This window comes from Chryseobacterium sp. Mn2064 (genome assembly GCF_049319685.1).
GTDB lineage: Bacteria > Bacteroidota > Bacteroidia > Flavobacteriales > Weeksellaceae > Chryseobacterium.
In genome coordinates this window covers 1521658-1540797 of sequence record NZ_JBMOUE010000001.1, presented here as the reverse complement: position 1 = coordinate 1540797, position 19140 = coordinate 1521658, and the positions used below count along the sequence as shown (strand labels likewise).

General features: G+C 36.5%; 16 protein-coding genes. 4 read left to right on the top strand and 12 right to left on the bottom strand.

Going from position 1 to position 19140, the window contains the following annotated elements; genetic code table 11:
• The first annotated feature begins 5 nt into the window (after window positions 1-5).
• A complete protein-coding gene (locus tag ACL9RH_RS06820) occupies window positions 6-794 on the top strand; it encodes a class I SAM-dependent methyltransferase (RefSeq protein ID WP_422692585.1) in 789 nt (262 codons plus the stop codon).
• A gap of 95 nt (window positions 795-889) precedes the next feature.
• Here the strand turns inward: ACL9RH_RS06820 and ACL9RH_RS06815 are convergent, their stop codons facing one another.
• The 3 genes from ACL9RH_RS06815 to ACL9RH_RS06805 all read right to left on the bottom strand — a co-directional run bounded on the left by ACL9RH_RS06815 (window position 890) and on the right by ACL9RH_RS06805 (window position 3124).
• A complete protein-coding gene (locus tag ACL9RH_RS06815) occupies window positions 890-1126 on the bottom strand; it encodes a YtxH domain-containing protein (protein WP_047095751.1) in 237 nt (78 codons plus the stop codon).
• Window positions 1127-1226: 100 nt separating this feature from the next.
• On the bottom strand, window positions 1227-2069 hold the full coding sequence (locus ACL9RH_RS06810; RefSeq protein WP_422692584.1) for an isoaspartyl peptidase/L-asparaginase: 843 nt from the start codon (window positions 2067-2069) through the stop codon (window positions 1227-1229).
• A 164-nt stretch (window positions 2070-2233) separates the two neighbouring features.
• Entirely contained in the window at window positions 2234-3124 is an 891-nt protein-coding gene (locus ACL9RH_RS06805) for a cyanophycinase (protein WP_422692583.1), read from the bottom strand.
• A gap of 198 nt (window positions 3125-3322) precedes the next feature.
• On the opposite strand from ACL9RH_RS06805, the gene cphA reads away from it, so the two are divergent.
• A complete protein-coding gene (gene cphA / locus ACL9RH_RS06800; protein ID WP_422692582.1) occupies window positions 3323-5953 on the top strand; it encodes a cyanophycin synthetase in 2631 nt (876 codons plus the stop codon).
• A 69-nt stretch (window positions 5954-6022) separates the two neighbouring features.
• On the opposite strand, the gene ACL9RH_RS06795 is transcribed toward cphA, so the two are convergent.
• The 9 genes from ACL9RH_RS06795 to ACL9RH_RS06755 form a co-directional block, all read right to left on the bottom strand.
• On the bottom strand, window positions 6023-6481 hold the full coding sequence (locus tag ACL9RH_RS06795) for a hypothetical protein (protein WP_422692581.1): 459 nt from the start codon (window positions 6479-6481) through the stop codon (window positions 6023-6025).
• A 38-nt stretch (window positions 6482-6519) separates the two neighbouring features.
• On the bottom strand, window positions 6520-7704 hold the full coding sequence (locus ACL9RH_RS06790) for a hypothetical protein (protein WP_422692580.1): 1185 nt from the start codon (window positions 7702-7704) through the stop codon (window positions 6520-6522).
• Window positions 7705-7889: 185 nt separating this feature from the next.
• Window positions 7890-8723, bottom strand: coding sequence for a type 1 glutamine amidotransferase (locus ACL9RH_RS06785; RefSeq protein WP_422692579.1), 834 nt, complete (start codon window positions 8721-8723; stop codon window positions 7890-7892).
• 33 nt (window positions 8724-8756) lie between these two features.
• Window positions 8757-9875 (bottom strand): carboxylate-amine ligase, encoded by a 1119-nt coding sequence (locus ACL9RH_RS06780; protein ID WP_422692578.1) that lies wholly within the window; start codon window positions 9873-9875, stop codon window positions 8757-8759.
• A 32-nt stretch (window positions 9876-9907) separates the two neighbouring features.
• Window positions 9908-10861: an ATP-grasp domain-containing protein gene (locus tag ACL9RH_RS06775; RefSeq protein WP_422692577.1), complete on the bottom strand. Its 954-nt coding sequence runs from the start codon at window positions 10859-10861 to the stop codon at window positions 9908-9910.
• Between the two features lie 76 nt (window positions 10862-10937).
• Window positions 10938-11651 (bottom strand): alpha/beta hydrolase-fold protein, encoded by a 714-nt coding sequence (locus tag ACL9RH_RS06770; protein ID WP_422692576.1) that lies wholly within the window; start codon window positions 11649-11651, stop codon window positions 10938-10940.
• Between the two features lie 29 nt (window positions 11652-11680).
• Entirely contained in the window at window positions 11681-12895 is a 1215-nt protein-coding gene (locus ACL9RH_RS06765; protein ID WP_422692575.1) for an ATP-grasp domain-containing protein, read from the bottom strand.
• A gap of 141 nt (window positions 12896-13036) precedes the next feature.
• Window positions 13037-14452 carry a M17 family metallopeptidase gene (locus ACL9RH_RS06760; RefSeq protein WP_422692574.1) on the bottom strand — a complete coding sequence of 472 codons (1416 nt, stop codon included), beginning with the start codon at window positions 14450-14452 and terminating at the stop codon, window positions 13037-13039.
• Between the two features lie 5 nt (window positions 14453-14457).
• Complete coding sequence (locus ACL9RH_RS06755) at window positions 14458-15579, bottom strand: alpha/beta hydrolase (RefSeq protein ID WP_422692573.1); 1122 nt, start codon at window positions 15577-15579, stop codon at window positions 14458-14460.
• A 198-nt stretch (window positions 15580-15777) separates the two neighbouring features.
• Between ACL9RH_RS06755 and glgB the strand changes: the two genes are divergently transcribed.
• Window positions 15778-17724: a 1,4-alpha-glucan branching protein GlgB gene (gene glgB, locus ACL9RH_RS06750; RefSeq protein ID WP_422692572.1), complete on the top strand. Its 1947-nt coding sequence runs from the start codon at window positions 15778-15780 to the stop codon at window positions 17722-17724.
• A 3-nt stretch (window positions 17725-17727) separates the two neighbouring features.
• Window positions 17728-19134, top strand: a complete 1407-nt coding sequence (locus tag ACL9RH_RS06745) for a glycogen synthase (protein WP_422692571.1) — start codon at window positions 17728-17730, stop codon at window positions 19132-19134.
• The last annotated feature ends 6 nt before the right edge of the window (window positions 19135-19140 follow it).

The window sequence follows — 19140 nt, the reverse complement described above, 5'->3', positions numbered from 1 at the left end:
AAAAAATGAAAAATTATCTGGAAATAAATAAAAATTCATGGAACGCGAAGGTAGAACCTCATCTGAAGTCAGATTTCTACTTTGTAGATGAGTTTTTAAAAGGGAGAAGTTCACTCAATTCCATAGAACTGGAGTTGTTAGGAGATATAAAAGGAAAGAGCATTCTGCATTTGCAGTGTCATTTTGGTCAGGATTCTATCTCACTTTCAAGAATGGGAGCAAAAGTTACTGGAATCGATCTTTCCGACAAAGCTATAGAAGCGGCTAGAGATCTGGCGCAGAAATGTGGTACAGATACAGAATTTATATGCTCTGATGTGTATAATTTGCCCAATGTTTTAGATCAGAATTTTGATATCGTGTATACAAGTTATGGTACAATTGGCTGGCTGCCTGACCTTGAGAAATGGGCTGGGGTGATCGATCACTTTCTAAAACCTGGCGGACGCTTCATCATGGCTGAATTTCATCCCGTAGTCTGGATGTTTGATGATGATTTTACGAAAGTTGCCTATCATTATTTTAACGAAAAACCCATCGTCGAAACTTACGAAGGAACGTATGCTGATCAGTCTGCGCCTATTGTACAGGAATATGTGATGTGGAACCATTCTTTGGCTGAAGTTCTTGATAATCTGATAAAAAAAGAAATGAAACTGGAAACATTTCGGGAGTTTGACTGGTCACCATATCCCTCTTTCAGACATGTAGAAGAATTTGAAAAAGGAAAATGGAGAATTCCTCAGTTTGGAAATAAAATTCCACTGGTTTACGGGCTGGTTGCTGTTAAATAATTCCTTTTAATCATAGAAGATAAAACAAAAAAAAGTCATCGTAAATATTACGATGACTTTTCCTATATATGAATGTTAAAAAAAACTGTCTGTATTTAGCTTAAAGAATCTTCAGCTTTGGTCTTTACTTCGTCCACTTTATTCTGAACTTGGGAAGCAACATCATTAGCTTTACTTTTAAGATCATTTCCCCACTTGTTAAGATTATCTTTTGCTGTATTTAGCTTATCTTTAACCGCTTGTTGATCTTCCGGACTTGAATTCTTATATTTCCAATAAGCTAAAGCTCCTAAACCTAATAACGCTAATAAGCCTTTTGTCTTGTTTCCCATGATTTCTATTTTTTTAAGGTATTAATATTAAAATTTGTTATTAATACATATGTAAAATACGTGCCAAAAAATTGAATAGGATTATAAAAAAATGTTAAAATTAAGAAAATACCTCGAAATTTTCGCCGTCAAAACTGGCAAAAACCATAGTAGGATAGGAGTCTTGATGATAGATATTTCCCTCTTTATCAATAGCGATGGCTCCGGCAAATCCATCAATTACTTTAAGCTCTTCAAAGGTCTTATTGAAAGCGGCTTCAAGAGTCATTCCGTCTGTTACTCTGGTTACAATTTTGGCAGCTGTAGCATTGCTCACAATATCTTCTCCAACCCCTGTACAGCTGACAGCACAGAAAGTATTCGCGTAATTTCCTGCCACGGTGGCCGAATCTGAAATTCTTCCCGGAATCTCAAATCCTTTTCCTCCGGTAGACGTTGCGACAGCCAATTTGCCCTCTTTATCTATTGCTACACAACCCACAGTCCCTTTGCCCCCATTTTGAAGTTTTTCTTCATATTCGCTTCTTCTTTGAGGTATTTCTGTAGAGAAGTTTTCAAAACCATGTTCGGTTGCGTAATTTTTAGCTCCTTGTCCTCCTAAAACCCGGTCGTCTTCACCAATTAGATCTTTAGCTACAAAAATCGGATTCTTAACATCCTGAATATTAATGACACCACTTAATTTTTGGGTTTCACCATCCATAATAGCAGCACTCATACGAATGATACCATCACTTTGAATTTGCGAACCAATGCCTGCATTATATAAAGGATCGTCTTCCAATAGAGACACTGCATAAGCTGTTGTATCAAAAGCAGAGTGGGTTTGGAGATATTCAAATGCCTTTTGAGCAATTGCTTTTAAAGAATTTTGTTTTGCTGTTTTTATTTCATGGCTTTGGCCGCTTTCCGAGAAAAAGCCTCCGTGGATGATGATTTTCATAAAAAATATAATAATTGATATTCTTTACGAAGGTAATTGATAAATTTTAATTAGCTCTAACGTTTCCATGTAAAAATAACCAACCATTTTAAACAAAAAAAATGAAACCGTAGTTCCATTTTTATATTCAGAAAGAATGTTTTTGAGTAATAAACGATCAAAAATTATTTATCCTGTGGTATCGGATTAAACTGGGAATTTTCAATGGTCAGTGCTTTGGTTGTTAAGTCGTAATGATCATTCATCGACATTACATGAACCGTTAGATTATCAATAGATATAGGTTCTCCTAAATTAATGTTGGTAAGATTGGTATCTTTTATAAATCTTCCGTCAACCAAAATCACCAGGCCTGAACCTACAGCAGTCATCACATCATTATGAATAAAAAGCCCGGTATCTTCCCCAAGACCAATTCCTAAAGTTCTCGGATTGTTAACAACCGCCTGGAAAAGACGTCCGATTCTGCCTCGCTGCACGAAATGGGTATCTATAATTACATTATCTATAAGGCCTAATCCCTGTGTTGTTTTGATTTCACCTTTTAGAAGAGCTTCAGAGCTGCTTCCCTGGTAGATCATATTTTCGGAAGCGGCGGCGGCCCCTGCAGAAGTTCCGGAATAGATGAAATCCTGTTCCTGATACTTTAATAATATAGTATCATGAAACCTTGTTCCTCCAAGAATGGATGTCAGTCTCAATTGATCTCCTCCGGTGAACATCATGACATCAGCTGCATTCGCTCTGGCTACCATGGCATCAGAGTTCGCTTCCTCACGATTGTGTATATCAAGAATGTTGACATTTTTAGCACCCAGAAATTCAAATGCTTTTTTGTATTCTGAACCTACAATTTGTGGAATTTGAGAAGCTGTTGTTACGATTTCAATAACAGAATCTTCCTTGTGCTTCGATTCGTTGATGATCTTTCGCAAGATCCCGCGTTCAAAAAAGTTAAGATTCTTTTCGATATTCTGATCATAATCGGTTTCTGCAAAACTCCCTTTGTTTACAGCCCCTCCAATCACTATTAATTTTCCAACAGGTTTTGTCATGGTACAAAATTAAAAAATAATTAACATTATTTGATGAATTTCGTGTCATCTTTCATTGATTTTTAATGATTTATAAATGTGAATAAAAATTAATATTTTTTTAATAAATCTTTAAACGTGGTATGGTTTTGTTTAGGGTTTTACATTATCTTTGACTATACAATGTGTTTTTATTAACTGTTTAAATGCCAATAGACTATGAAAATCGAAAAGATTCAGGCACTACGAGGTCCTAATATCTGGAGCATCAGAAGAAAGAAACTGATACAGATGAGATTAGACCTTGAAGAAATGGAAAATTATCCTACCAATAAAATCGAGGGATTCAGGGAAAGGATTGAAAAATTAATCCCTTCATTGATTACCCATCGATGTTCCGAAGGAGTGGAAGGAGGTTTTTTTCACCGGGTAGAAACGGGAACCTGGATGGGCCATGTCATTGAGCATATAGCTTTAGAAATCCAGACTCTGGCGGGGATGGATGTAGGATTTGGAAGAACTCGTGAAACAAAATCTCCGGGAGTATATAATGTAGTGTTTAATTATATTGAAGAAAATGCAGGAATTTACGCTGCTGAAGAATCAGTCAAAATTGCAGAAGCGCTGATTGAGGGAAAAGATTATGATTTAAATGCCTGTATTCATAGATTAAAAGAGATCAGAGAGCGTGTTCGTCTGGGACCTTCTACAGGAAGTATTGTGGAAGAAGCTGCTTCCAGGAGAATTCCATGGATAAGACTTGGAACCAACTCTTTGGTACAGCTTGGATACGGTGTAAATCAGCAGAGATTTCAGGCTACGATTACCGGAAAAACCAGTTCTATTGCTGTGGATATTGCCTGTAATAAAGAATTGACTAAAAGAATGCTTCATGATGCTGCTATTCCGGTTCCCATTGGAGATCTTGTAGTAGACGAAGAAGATTTGAATAATGTAATCAGGAAGATCAATTATCCTATCGTACTGAAACCTTTGGATGGAAATCATGGCAAAGGATCTTCTATTAATGTCAACGACTGGGAGTCTGCAAAAATCGGTCTGGAGCACGCACAAAAATATTCCAGAAAAGTAATTGTTGAAAAATATATTACGGGTTATGACTTCCGTGTTTTGGTTATTGATAACAAGATGGTTGCGGCCGCAAGAAGGGTTCCTGCTCATGTTGTTGGCGATGGGGAACATAATGTTCAACAGCTTATAGAAAAAGAAAATAAAGACCCAAGGAGAGGGTACGGACATGAAAATGTTCTTACTGAGATTGAAGTAGATAAAGACACTCTTGAACTGCTTGATAAACTTCATTATACACTTGAGACTGTTCCTCAAAGAGGAGAAGTGGTTTATTTGAAATCAACCGCCAATCTTTCAACGGGAGGAACCTCCATTGATGTTACCGATATGGTACATCCGGAAAATATTACGATGGCAGAAAGAATATCCAAGATTATTGGTCTGGATGTCTGCGGTATCGATATTATGGCCGAAAATTTGACACAGCCATTAAAAGAAAGTGGTGGAGCGATCATTGAAGTAAATGCGGCTCCGGGTTTCAGAATGCACCTTGCTCCAAGTGAAGGACTGCCAAGAAACGTTGCTGCACCCGTAGTAGACATGCTTTATCCACAGGGAAAACCATTTACCATTCCTATTATTGCAGTAACAGGGACGAACGGAAAAACGACTACTACAAGACTTATCTCTCATATTGTGAAAAGCAATGGTTATAGAGTAGGATTCACGACTTCGGATGGTATTTATATTCAAAATACAATGCTTTCCAAAGGAGATACTACAGGTCCTCTTTCCGCAGAGTTTATTCTGAAAGATCCGACCGTAGAATTTGCTGTTCTTGAAACTGCACGAGGTGGAATTCTCCGCTCTGGACTTGGTTTTTCACAATGTGATATTGGCGTTCTGACAAACATCGAAGAAGATCATTTAGGAATGAATGATATTCATACATTGAAAGACCTTACTAAAGTAAAAAGAGTAGTCCTGGACAGTGTAAAGAAAAGCGGATGGAGTGTATTGAATGCTGATAACGAATTTTCTATGAAAATTGTTAATGATCTGGATTCCAATGTTGCGATTTTCAGTATGGATGAAAACAATCCTCATATTGTCAAATTTGCCAAAGAAGGAAAGACGACCTGTGTGTATGAAGAAGGTTTTGTAACCATCAAAAAAGGTGATTGGAAAATCAGAATAGGAAAAGCGAAAGATTTCCCTATTACGATGGAAGGAAAAGCAAGATTCATGATTGAAAACGTACTGGCTGCCAGTTTGGCGAGTTATCTTCATGGTTTTGGAATTGAAGATATTTCAAACTCTTTGAGAACATTTATACCAAGCGCACAGCTGACACCGGGAAGGCTGAATGTTTTTAAATTTAAAAACTTTAAAGTTTTGATCGATTTTGCCCATAACCCTTCAGGATATGAAGCGATTGAAGATTATTTGAAAAATGTTGAATCTACCAAGAAAATAGGAATTATTTCCGGCGTTGGAGACAGAAGAGACAATGATATCCGAGAATGTGGAAAGATTGCGGGAAGAATGTTCGATTATATCATCATCCGAAACGAGAAACATCTCCGTGGGAGAACAGAAGATGAAATTAATGGCTTGATCATTGACGGAATTAATTCCGCAGGAAAAGATGTAAGCTATGAAATCATTCCTAAAGAAATTGAAGCATTGAAACACGCCATTGGAATGGCAGAAGAAGGAACCTTTATCACGGCTTTAAGTGACGTGATTTCCAATGCGATCGATCTGGTACAGGAATATCAGGCGAAAGAACTTTTGGAAGACGATAAGAATCTTTAATAGATCCAGATATATTTTCGGCGGAACCAAAGGTTCCGCCGAAATCTTATTTAATAATAGAAATATCAATTATACTTTCTCAGAACTGGCGGAGATATCAATGATGCTTAGGTTCTCATATGCTTTTAAAAGGTCTTCATTTGTTTTGTATTGCTCTTCGTCTTTTTTGTAAATTCTTTTGAATCCCGAAGGCGTACTGAGAAATAAGGAGTTAGTTTTATGGTCGCGTTCCTTAACAAAAAGAGTGAGTTTAGCAGATTTTGCATTAACTTCAGGATTGTTGGTATTGTCAATAAATCTTATTGCAATAAAATTGTTTTCTTCAACAGTTCCTCCTCCTAAAATAATGAGTTGAATATCTACTTTTAAATCACTCAATACATCCTTAACTTTTTTACCTAAATAATATTTTTTGTTAATCTCAAACTTACCAATATCATTTTTTGAGTATATTTTTTCCTGTGCATTGATCTGTGAAAAATGACTTATGACGATGATCAAAAGAGAAACAGATAATTTTTTTATCATTTTTAAAGAGAAATTTTTTTACACGTAATGACCATACTTTATCCTTCCGCGAAAAAAGCATTAGAACTTCCGATCCAAATCGCATCTTTTTTATTAAAATCTACATTTACCATCGCTGCTTTGGTCATTCTTCCTAAATTTTCCAGTAGAATAGGGCGTTCATCATTTTCTCTCCAAATATATAATAAACGGATTTCAGCTTTTGAAAATTCTCCTTTGATATCTTCAAAAATGGGTTCATAAGTTACTTTTCTCTGCAAAATATAGTTTTCTTTATCCTGAATAGCTTCTGTGATCTCTTTTGTCGGATTTAGATTTACTCCGCTTCCTGCAAATGAAAATAAAGGCTTCAATACAAAATGGTCAAGGTTTTCATGCTCCGGAAATTCATGAAGGAAATAACTTTTCGGTACAAATTGATGCTTTAACAACGGTAATAGGAACTTTGAAATTTTAAAGAACCAGTTGGGATGGGTAATCCACTTTACATCAACTTCTTCACGGAAATCAAACTCCGTTATAAGATCTGGAATATTGTCTAATTCATCAAATATGACGCGGTTATAAATTCTTTTAATCTCAATCAGCTTTCCATCATGTTCGTAGAAAAGTTTTTTGCCCTGTTTTTTCACTTTTGTCAGACAAACAGTCTTTATTCCCAATAATTTTTCAGTTAAAGCAAAATCAATAGCTGTTTTTTGTTGTTCGGGAAAAATTTCAAGAAGAATGACATGATCAGGATGTTCATCACCAACAATTAATTCCTTTAAATAATTTGTAAAAGCCTCATGAGGCATATGATTTTTGATAGCATCAAGGAACGGATATACTTCGCAAAACGTCTCTTCATATGTTTTTTGAAAAGCATATAATGAAGGAAATGCCTGAAGCTCTATCAACTGAGGTTCTATTTCTCCATTTTCGCTTCTACAGATACCGAAATCTATAGTAAAAAAATGAGGTTTATCTGTATCATTGGGAACTCTACAGTTGTCAGGGACTGCTTTTTGAATTGTTTCAGCGGGAAGATTTTTGATTTGAGTAATGATGCTTTCACTGGCTTCAATAAGTTTGTTTTCAAAATCTTTGGTAAGAAATAACGGACTTTCTGAAATTCTAAAAGTGGGTTCTACGCCTCCTTTCTGCTTTAAAATATCCTTAAGTTTCTGATACTTTTCCTGTGAAAATTCCTGATTGAACTGTTTTCTGTATTTTGGAATCATATTTTTTGTGTGATGTTAAAAAATCGAGCATTTCTGCCCGATTTGATTTTACCACAAAAGGCACAAAAGTTTTTAGAACATAAAAATTTAAAGTACACTTTTTATAGCTAAGCTTTTATAATTCTTACTAGACTAATTTTCTAAACCGCTTTTGTGGCTTTTGTGGTTTATATTAAGTTAAACTTTTAAACCAAAGATTCAGCTTCTTTCAAAATGTTTTTTTTTGCAAACTGAAGAAATCTTGGAAGAATCTGATTTCTGGTGAGGATGATTTTGTCTTCATCATCTATTCTATCCATCGTTTCAAGATATTTTTCCATTCCGAAATTTTCAATCATGGCTTCTCTGTTTTTTTCGTCTTTCAGATTTTCAATAAGACCTTCGGGACTGGCTTCCGGATGAAACTGGGTTCCAAATATCTCTTCCGAAAAACGAACAGCCATTACAGCTCTTTCCAGATTGATATGAGGACGGAATTTTTCAATCGCCATGATTTCCATTCCTAATTCTTTGAAACGATCCGTATCGGGCTCTATAAATTGGTACGCTCTGGAATCAACGGCGTAGAAGGGATCCTGAAGATTTTCAAATAAAAATTCACTTTTACCTTCCTTGGTTTTATGAACGGGCATTACTCCAAAAGAGTACGATTTTCTTTTGCAGATATTTCCCAGCTTCCAGTGAATGCTTGCTAATTGGAATGAATGGCAGATTAGAAACAGATATTTCTTATCATCATTATATTGATTGTGCTCAAATACAGAATCTAAAAAACCGGAAAATTTGTTTTCCCATTCAAAGCCTTCTCTGTGTGGATTTCCTGGGCCTCCGGAAGAAATAAAGATATCAAAGTCTCCAATTTCCGGCATTTCATCTTTAAATCTTACATCAAATGTTTCGATGATTACATTTTCTTCAGAGTTCTGCTGAAATGCCTCCGAAATCTCTTTAATGTTTCTAAAGCCTTGATTGACATGATTATTGTTCATGTCTAACAGAGCAATTCGAATATCTTTCATTACATCATATTTTTTGTAAAGTTACCAAAAATATTATGAAGCGGTTTCTCCATGTGTTATTCCATACTCTGTCTCTGAGATCATATAATCAACGACTTTTGTAAGATCTCCGGTTTCTTTGAAGATCTGAAGTTGGCGGTCTGCACCGGTTCCATTTTCAAGAATTTTCCATGCATATTCAACTTCCTGTCGACATCCCAGATCATCTACAACGTCATCAATAAACTCCAACAGTTCTTTTAATAAATGAGGATAGGGTACAGATTCTTCTTTCCCAAAATCAATCAAATGAGCTTCAATACCGCTTTTGGAAGCCCGCCATTTATTTTCGTTCAATAATAGTCTTCTATAGCTTCTGAAGCTGAGATTTTGTTGGTGGAGTTTATAAATTTTGGCAACGAGACTTTGCATAATGGCGGCAAGACAGACTGTTTCGTCAATTCTTAATGGCATATCACATATCCTGAACTCAATAGTAGGATAGAATGGATGAACGCGTAAATCCCACCAGATTTTCTTGGCATTGTCGATGGTTCCGGTTTTCACCAGCAGATCAACGTAGCTGTCAAATTCAGCAAGAGAGTTAAAATAGCTTGGAATACCGGTTCTGGGAAATTTCACAAAAATTTCCTGTCTGTAGGATTTAAAACCTGTATATCTTCCGATCCAAAATGGAGAATTGGTAGAAAGAGCATACACGTGAGGCAGGAAGTAGCGCATAACATTCTGAATTCGGACTCCTTCTTCACGATTAGGGATTCCGATGTGTACGTGAAGTCCGAAAATAAGATTTTCCCGGGCAACATCTCCCATGTCGTCTACAATTTTGATATACCTTTCTCCCTGTGTGATATTGTTGTCAGACCAGTGAGAAAAAGGATGGGTTCCTCCTCCGGAAACGCGAAGTCCCTGTTCATGAGCAATATTGATAAGATGTCTTCTTAAATTGGTTAATTCTGCTCTGGCTTCCTGAATATTCTGACAGATTCCTGTTTCCATTTCAATCATTGATTCGTGCATTTCGTGCTTTAAGTTTTCACTTAAAACCGCTTTTCCGCCTTCAATGATTTTTGAAACGTGAGAGACAAGATCTCTGCTTTCAACATCGATAATCTGGTACTCTTCTTCAATTCCAATAGTAAACTGATGCATTTTTCTTGTGTTTTTTATTTCTTTTTCGATGATTATTTTATGGAGTCTTTCACAAAGGTTCCCCAGGCTACATTAGGTTTTCCCGGAACATATTCTTTGGCTTTCTCTACTGCTAGTTTGGCAGCGTGCTCTATAATCCAAGCAAAATTTTCTTCTCCCACAGAATTTCTGTCTGCATCCGGAGCTGGGTTACAGAAGTCAATAGCATAAGGGATACCATCTCTTACAGCAAATTCTACTGTATTGAAATCATATCCTAAAGCCTCATTCATGGTAATAGTATAATCATGAATGGTTTTCAATAGTTTTTCAAGTTCTTTACCTTGCGTCTGATGGGTGGTAGCATATCTTAGATGAGGAGCGTTCCTTGGCTCGTAAGGCATTATATGAACATATTTTCTTCCCAGACAGTACACTCTGTAATAGTCGTCAAAAATAATTTCTTCCTGTACCATCATGACCAATTGTTCTGTTTCACCGAGTTTATTCCAAAGATCATCTGGATTTTCTACTCTGTAGACATTTCTCCATCCACCACCGTCATGAGGTTTCATGTAAGCCGGGAATCCAACGTAATCGAATATGTAGTCCCAATCATGAGGGAATTTCAGGTTTCTGAAAGACGTTTCTGAGGTATTATCCGGTCTTTCATGAGATGGCAATAATACCGTTTTTGGAAGAGGAATTCCAAGTTTAGACATTAGAGCATTGTTGAAGAACTTTTCGTCTGCACTCCACCAAAAAGGATTATTAATGACATAGGTGCCATTCAATGCTGCATTTTTCAGATAAGCTCTGTAGAAGGGAACGTCCTGCGAAATTCTGTCGATGATCACTGCATATCCATAATCTGCACCTTGTTCCAATTTATCAATGGTTACCGGTTCTGCTATGATATCTCCGCCTCCCAATTCATTTACTTTTTCGATAAATGCCCAGGGAAATGTATCTTCCATACCGAATAGAATTCCAACTTTTTTTGTCATAATTTCTGTTTTTTAAATTGATGTATCTTTTTTATTTTCTATAATTCAAGAATTCTTATTAATCATTGATAGAGTATTAAGAGAAATAGGCTCCTATAAATGTAGGAAATACCATTCTCCATAGCGGCCAGTCGTGACCAATCCATTTTCGTTCATCATACCAGAAGTCTATGCCTTTTATATTTAGAATTTCTGCCATTTCAACATTTTTATCTTTGCAGATGTCCTGATCGGAAGTGCTCAACACAATATGCATATGTTTGTATTTCCAGGCTTCATCATTTCTTACAAATTCTCTTGGACAGTTAAAATACACTGTCTCATCAGAATAACCGTCCATGAAGTTTCTTATACTGAATGCGCCTGAAAGGCAAAACAAATGGGAAACAACATCAGGAAACCTAAATGCAAAATTGGCGGCATGGTATCCTCCAAAACTCGCACCGGCAACCGCAACACGATGGGTTTTATGAAGCTTTTGGATATAAGGAACAAATTCCTTAATCAAAAACTGTACATAGCGCTCATAGTTTCGAATTCTTTGCTGTGGAGATATTTTTTCATCATAGAAGCTCCAGCTGTCAATGGTCTGAATATTATAAAGCTTCACTTTTCCCTGTTCTATAAACCAATTGATACTTCCGTTGAGATGAAAGTCATGGTTTTGGGTATATTGCCCTTGTGAGGTAGGAAACATAATAATAGGATGACCATAATGTCCGGTCACTTCTACCTTTAAACTTGTTCCTAATATATTTGAATAATATTCTGTATGTTCTATTTGAGGCATTGAGATCTTATTTTGTTGATGGTGTAATTTTAGCTGCTTAGTTTAGTACTTTTAGGTGGTAAAATATTCAGCATTTCTGTATGAATTTTTTCTGCAGCAGTATCTAATCTGGTTTGTACAATATCTGCATCATTAGATTTGTAAACAATTCCCACATGATAATCAATAGGAAGGAACTTTACGACCTCATCACATTCAAAATGGCTATAATCTGGTTCTTTATCTTTGATCAGAGCTACAATCAATCCTGAATAATAGCCTGTAGGAGGAGAAATAGCATATTGCTTTCCTCTCAAAAGGGCATCTTCAATCTTGGCCCATTCGCGCCAGATATTGATCCCACTTGATGCTTCAACGAGATCGGGAATATGAGCCCCGCCAACTCTTGAGGAGGTTTCCAGGAAATACCATTTTCCGTCTTCTTTTCCACGGATAAATTCTGTATGAGTAGCCCCGTTGATCAATCCGAAATTTGAAAGAACTTTTGCATTGATTTCCTCTAATCCCGTAAATTCATCAGAATATCTTCCCAGCGTTTTGGATCTGAAAACACCTCCTTCATGAGAAACCTGCATAGGAGGAGCGAGATATTTGGATGCGGATGTGAATATAATTTCTTTATTAAAAGTAAGGCTGTCAACATGATAAACGTCTCCAGGCTTGAAGCTTTCCAGTAAAAAAAGATGGCGTTCTTCTCCAAGAGTTTCCAAAGCTTCATGAAGCTGTTCTTTGGATGTTATTTTTTTTATTCCTGAGGCTGAGGCTTCAGATCTGGGCTTCAATACCCAGGGAGCAGGAACTTTATCTACAAAGTTATTCACCTCATCATCATTGAAAACGGCTGTAAATTCGGGAACGTTAATTCCTGAATCTTTTGCCTTTTGGCGCATAGCCAGTTTATCTCTAAAATAACGGTGAGTGGTTTGCCCCATTCCGGGAATACGGAATGTTTCTCGGATTAATGCTGCTTTTTCTACATCATAATCATCTAAGGCTACTACAGCATCTACTTTTCGGGTTTTCATAAGGTGCGAAAAACCCTGAATAAGATGTTCCAGATTCCATACAGATGGTTTTACTTCAGACATATAAAAAATCTCATCAATAGCTTCCCAGGGCCAGTTTTTTTCTTTAAGATTTTCTGAGGTGACTAAGATAATTTTGTTGCCGAGTTTCTTCATCTCGTCCATAAAATCATAGCCCTTGTAATAGCACGAAATGCATACAATAGTTTTCTTCTCCATATAATGTTTTTTAAAATTTAGTGAATTATCAAAAATAAAATTAATTATTTGTTAATTTATTAATATTAAAAAATCAAATATCATGTACTTTTGAAAATTCACTAATCAAGTATACAGAGAATTTTTCTAAAAAACTAATTTTTAATGATAATTTTCGATTAAATCCACGAGCAGTTGAACACCAAAACCAGTAGCTGCTTTTTCCTTGGCATATCCTACACTTCCGAACGCTACTCCTGCGATGTCAAGATGGGCCCATTTAGGATGATTTTCAATGAATTGCTCAAGAAATTTTGCAGCAACAATACAATCTCCTATAGGTTTCATAGAGATATTTTTAAGGTCGGCAACATCGGATTGTATATCATCTTTCCAGATGTCCCACAGAGGAAGATTCCAAAGTCTTTGGTTGGTATGATCTCCGGTTTTTATTAAGTTGTTTTTTAGCTCTTCATTATTGGAGAAAATTGCTGCACAGGTGTCTCCGAACATTCTTACAGAGCTTCCCGTTAAGGTGGCGAGATCAATAAGGAAATCTGTTTTGTAATTTTTGGAAAGATAGGAGAGTGAGTCTGCCAGAATCAGCCTGCCTTCCGCATCGGTATCAAGTACTTCAATGGTTTTTCCATTGTACGCTGTAATGACGTCGCTTGGAAGCAGTGCCTTTTCAGAAATTGCATTATCAGTTATGGGTAATATGGCTACAATATTAATGGGAAGTTCCATTTCAGCAGCATAAATCAAAGTTCCCAGAACCGCAGTAGCTCCTCCCATATCAGACTTCATATAATGTAAGTTGGTTGAGTTTTTTATGGATATACCACCCGTATCGAACAGAACACATTTGCCTACCAAACCATAGGTTTTAGCATTTTTGACGGATGTTTTATATTCTAAAATCGTAAAGGCAGCATCATAAGCACTTCCTTGGTTTACGGCAAGATAAGCACCCAAGCCGAGCTCTTCACATTTTTTTCTGTTGAAAGCAGTGTATTTTAAATCATATTTTTTTGCCAGGTTTTTAAGGTAGGTGCTAAATATCTCAGGCTTTTTAAGATTAGCAGGTTTGTTGAGCCATTCCTGACATGCTGTTTGTCCATTACTCAATGCTTCAGCTTTTTGGCTGATATGATCCAGTTTTTTCTGGCTCAGGTTTTCAAAATGAAGTTCGAATTTAGGGTTCCAAAAAGGGTGCTTCTTTTCGAAAGGGTAGTTATATGTTCCTATTAATAAGCCTTTGGCGAATTCTTCAAATTGTTTTTCGTTCATAAAATCTGCCAATGCCAAGGTAGGAGCAGGTTGAAGCTTTTCTTTGTGGGTCTGTGAAAACTTTAAAGCTACTTGCTGGATTTCAAAATTTTGTAAAGTAGATTTGCCCAATCCAATGAAATAAGTAATTCCTTCTTCGTGAGCGTTGACGAAAAACTCATACTTCTTTCCGGTAAAAAAAGTGGAAATATTCTTATTGAAATTTTTACTTGTTTTGGCCCATTCTTCTTCGGTGAATAAATGGAAGACCTGGGTGTAGTTTTTGTTTTTTTTATTGATTAGTTTCATACAATTTATTTCTTAATGCTTTGTTGTTGTGGTTTCACTTCTACAGGGTTTTCGGTGTTATCATAGAACAGCCATTCAATAGCTCTGGGAAACTCCTGCGACCAGTAAAATTCATTGTGAGTGCCTTCCGGATTGATATTGGTTCTGAATTCAAAATCAAAAAGATTCTTTTTTTCCCATCTTTTCAGATATTCTTCGAAAATATGAATTCTTTTAACCATTTTAGATCCTTCTTGTCCTCCGCCATATAAATAGATTTTTGTTTTAAAAGGAATTCTAAAGTTCATCATCGGAAAGTTATTGTTCGGTTCTACCCAAAGAGAAGGAGAGAAAATCAATAATTTCGAATAGACTTCAGGATATAGAAAACCGCTGTAAATACTTATTAATGCTCCTAATGAACTTCCTCCAATACCTGTGTTATCCCGATCTTTCTTGGTTCGGTAATTTTGATCCACAAAAGGTTTCAGAGTATCTGTGATAAAGCGGATGTATTTTTTTCCCTCAGAACCGTTGGCAATATTGTCGTTATCAAAAATATATTCTTTGATTCGGTCTTCGCTTCCGTGTTCTATAGCAATTACAATAACATCTCCACGTCCATATTCTGCAAGTATAGAGAGCTTCTTGTCTATTTCCCAGTTCCCGAATCCGCTTCCTTCATTGAACAGGTTTTGCGCGTCCTGAAGGTATAGAACGGGGTAGTTTTTTTCAGAAGTATAATAATCATAAGGAAGTACTGCCCATATTTTACGATAGCGGTCAAGCTGTGGGATGTAAAATTCTTCAGAAATAACTTCTGCAATGGGAAAGAATTCTTTTTTGAAAGGCCCCCAGTTCAATCTCCACTTTTCTATAGTATCAAATACTTTTCCTTCAGATTTTTTCACCTTTCGGTTAGGAGTGATATTTCCATATTTGTCCAGTTCTACATTTTCCCAACCTCCTTTTGAAAACTTGTATTCTATAAGATCAGGAAGAATATTATTCTCGATTTCTATGAAATAATTACAGGGATCTTTTTGTTTAAGTTGATAATTATAATCTTTTGGATTCCAATTGTTAAAATTCCCTGTGATAAATACGGGTCTGTTGTCTTTTTCTTCTGTGTAAAGTTCAAATATCATCCTGTGTGTTTACTGTTATTATGTGCTAAATTTATAAAAAAGATTGTTTTTAAATCATAAAATTTTAAGGTAAAAAATGATATATTTGATAGAGATACAAAAAGTGGAATTAACTTGACAATTATTTGAAGAATAATTCATCGCTGTTATCAGTATTTTTCGTAGTTTCAAAAAAAATATAAATACAAACTGATCTTGATGAATTCTGTTAAAACCTATACGCTTTTCAGTGATCATGATGTGTACCTTTTCAAAGAAGGTAGGCACTATAAGCTGTATGGTAAGTTTGGAGCGCATTCCGCGGAAAAAGATGGAGTAAAAGGAATTTATTTTTCAGTATGGGCGCCTCACGCAAAGAAAGTTTCTGTAATAGGAAGCTTCAATAACTGGAATCCTAAAGATCATATTTTATTTCCAAGGTGGGACGAATCCGGCATTTGGGAAGGCTTTATTGAAGGGCTGACCTGGGGAACTTTATATAAATATGCCATTGAAACTCCAAGAGGAGAAATTCTGGAGAAAAGTGATCCTTATGCTTTAAGTTGGGAACAGAATATTCAGGCGGCTTCATTGGTTTCTACAACATGGTACGAATGGAATGATAAGGATTGGATGGAGAACCGTTGGGAGAAGAATAACCTGAATGCACCCATATCCGTATACGAATTACATCTTGGCTCATGGGTTAGAGAAGAAAAAGCTCCCGATCAGTATTTGAATTATCGGGATATTGCCAAAAAGCTGGTTCCATATATTAAAGAAATGGGGTTTACTCACGTAGAATTCATGCCCGTGATGGAATATCCGTATGATCCAAGCTGGGGATATCAGATTACAGGGTTTTATGCAGCCACTTCGCGCTTTGGATCGCCACAGGATCTGATGTTTCTGATTGATGAACTTCATAAAAATAATATTGGAGTAATTCTCGATTGGGTTCCCTCTCATTTTCCCGGAGATGCTAATGGTCTTCACCGTTTTGACGGTTCCTATTTATATGAACATGAAGATCCCAGAAAAGGATTTCATCCCGATTGGAAGTCACATATTTTCAACTACGGAAGAAATGAAGTGAAATCTTTTTTAATTTCCAATGCTATGTTCTGGCTGGATCGTTATCATGCTGACGGATTACGGGTAGATGCTGTAACATCCATGCTTCATCTGGATTATTCAAGAAAAGAAGGAGAATGGGAGCCTAATATCTATGGCGAAAATGTAAACCTGGAAGCAAAAGCTTTTCTTCAGGAATTTAATACCGCCGTTTACAAAGAATTTGGAAACAGCATCATGACTATTGCGGAAGAAAGCTCAGACTTTCCTATGCTTACTAAACCTGTTCATGACGGAGGGGTAGGTTTTGGAATGAAATGGATGATGGGATGGATGCATGATACCTTAAATTATTTTAAAGAAGATTTTTCCAACAGAAAATACAATCATCATAAACTGACGTTTGCTTCTATGTATATGTATAATGAAAATTATATGATGCCTTTATCACATGATGAAGTAGTGCATGGAAAAGCAAGCCTGATCTATAAGATGAAAGGCGATGAATGGCAGAAGTTTGCCAATTTGCGAACCTTATATGTTTATATGTATACCCATCCTGGCGCAAAGCTGCTCTTTATGGGAGATGAATTCGGACAGACCAGCGAGTGGAACTTTACCCGAAGTCTAGACTGGCATTTGCTGAAATATCCGGTTCATAAAGGACTTCAGGAGCTGGTGAAAGATCTTAATCATCTATATAGAGAAGAAACCAGTCTTTATGAGAATCAGTTTGATAAAATCGGGTTCGAATGGGTAGAAGCCGACGATCTTGAAAACTCGGTCTATGCCTATCTCAGAAAAGGAAAAAGAAGAGAAGATGTTCTTATGGTCATTCTGAATCTCTCGCCAAAAACATTTGAATATAAAGTAGGTATTCCTTCTGGAACTCATTGGGAAGTTATTTTTAATTCCGATGATGATGAATACAGTGGAAGCGGGGTTGAGTCTGAAGTAATAGAAGAGAAATATGAAGAATGGAGAGGACATCAGAAAACCATGGTTCTTAATCTGCCGCCATTGGCAGGAATTATTTTAAGACAGAGAAAAGATAAAAAGTATAAATTACACAGAATTAAACATAAAAGATAAAGGATGATTATTTATCATTTAAGTACAGAATGTTACCCCGTGGCAAAAGTGGGCGGACTTGCAGATGTCGTGGGAGCATTACCTAAATACCAGAATAAAATAAAAGGAATTGAAGCCAAGGTCGTAATGCCCTGGTACAACAAACCATTTGTGTTTGACCATGAATTTGATGTAGTTTTTGATGGATTTATCCATCAGGGACCCAATATGCTGCAGGTTCAGGTAATGAAAGAAAAGACAGATGCTTTGGGGTTTGAATTATATATGGTGAGAATTCCCGGATTGCTGGATAGAGATAATCCGTACGGATATCAGGATGAAAGCTTTCAGTTTCTTGCTTTTCAGCATGGAGTTTTGCATTGGCTTTGCGCCATGGAAATAAGACCCGATGTATTGCATTGCCACGATTATCATACAGGATTGGTTCCTTTTATGGTTGAACATTGCCCGGAATTTGGATTTCTTAAGGGAGTTAAAACCATTGGAACCATTCACAACGGAGAATATCAGGGAATGATGAGCTGGAGTATGGCCCATTATATGCCATCTTTTGATTCCTATAAGTGGGGATTGATGGATTGGAATGGTTTCATGAATCCATTAGCCAGTATGATTAAATGTGCAAGCGCCTTTACCACGGTTTCAGAAGGATATCTTGAAGAACTTTTTGTAAGCTTCAGAGGACTGGAAAGTCTTGTAAGGCAGGAATTCGGAAAAGCATACGGGATTATCAACGGAATTGATACGGAAGTATGGGACCCTGAAACTGATCCGATGCTTGATTTTAATTTTACCATTGAAAATGCCGTAGCTCAAAAGAAAAAGAATAAAGAAAAGCTGTGTAAAGAGTATGGTTTAAAGCCCGAACTTCCTTTATTTGCCTTCATTGGTAGATTTGCCACAGAAAAAGGAGCCGATCTTCTTCCGGATGTGGTCTGGAAAAGTATTAAGCAAAGCTATGGTGCTTTAAATATGATGATTCTCGGTTCAGGAAACACTTATATTGAGAATAAACTGAAAGAATACGATTATACCTACACCAATTTCGCGTTGGATCTAGGATACAAAGAACATCTTTCTCATAAGATCTATGCTTCTGCAGACTTTTTACTCATGCCATCGCGTGTAGAGCCGTGTGGTTTGAACCAAATGTATTCTATGAGATATGGTACAGTTCCTGTGGTAAGATATACAGGAGGTCTTAGAGATACCGTAGAAGATATTTCAACAGGTGGAGCAGGATTAAACTTTACCTACCCGGGTGTAGATGATATTGTTCACACCATGAACAGAGCGCTGGCTATTTATAATCAAAAAGGAATGATGGAAGATCTCATCCATGCGAACATGAATTTTGATTTTGCATGGGAGAAATCTGCAGAAAAATACATAGCTTTATACAATAGCTGATTAAAA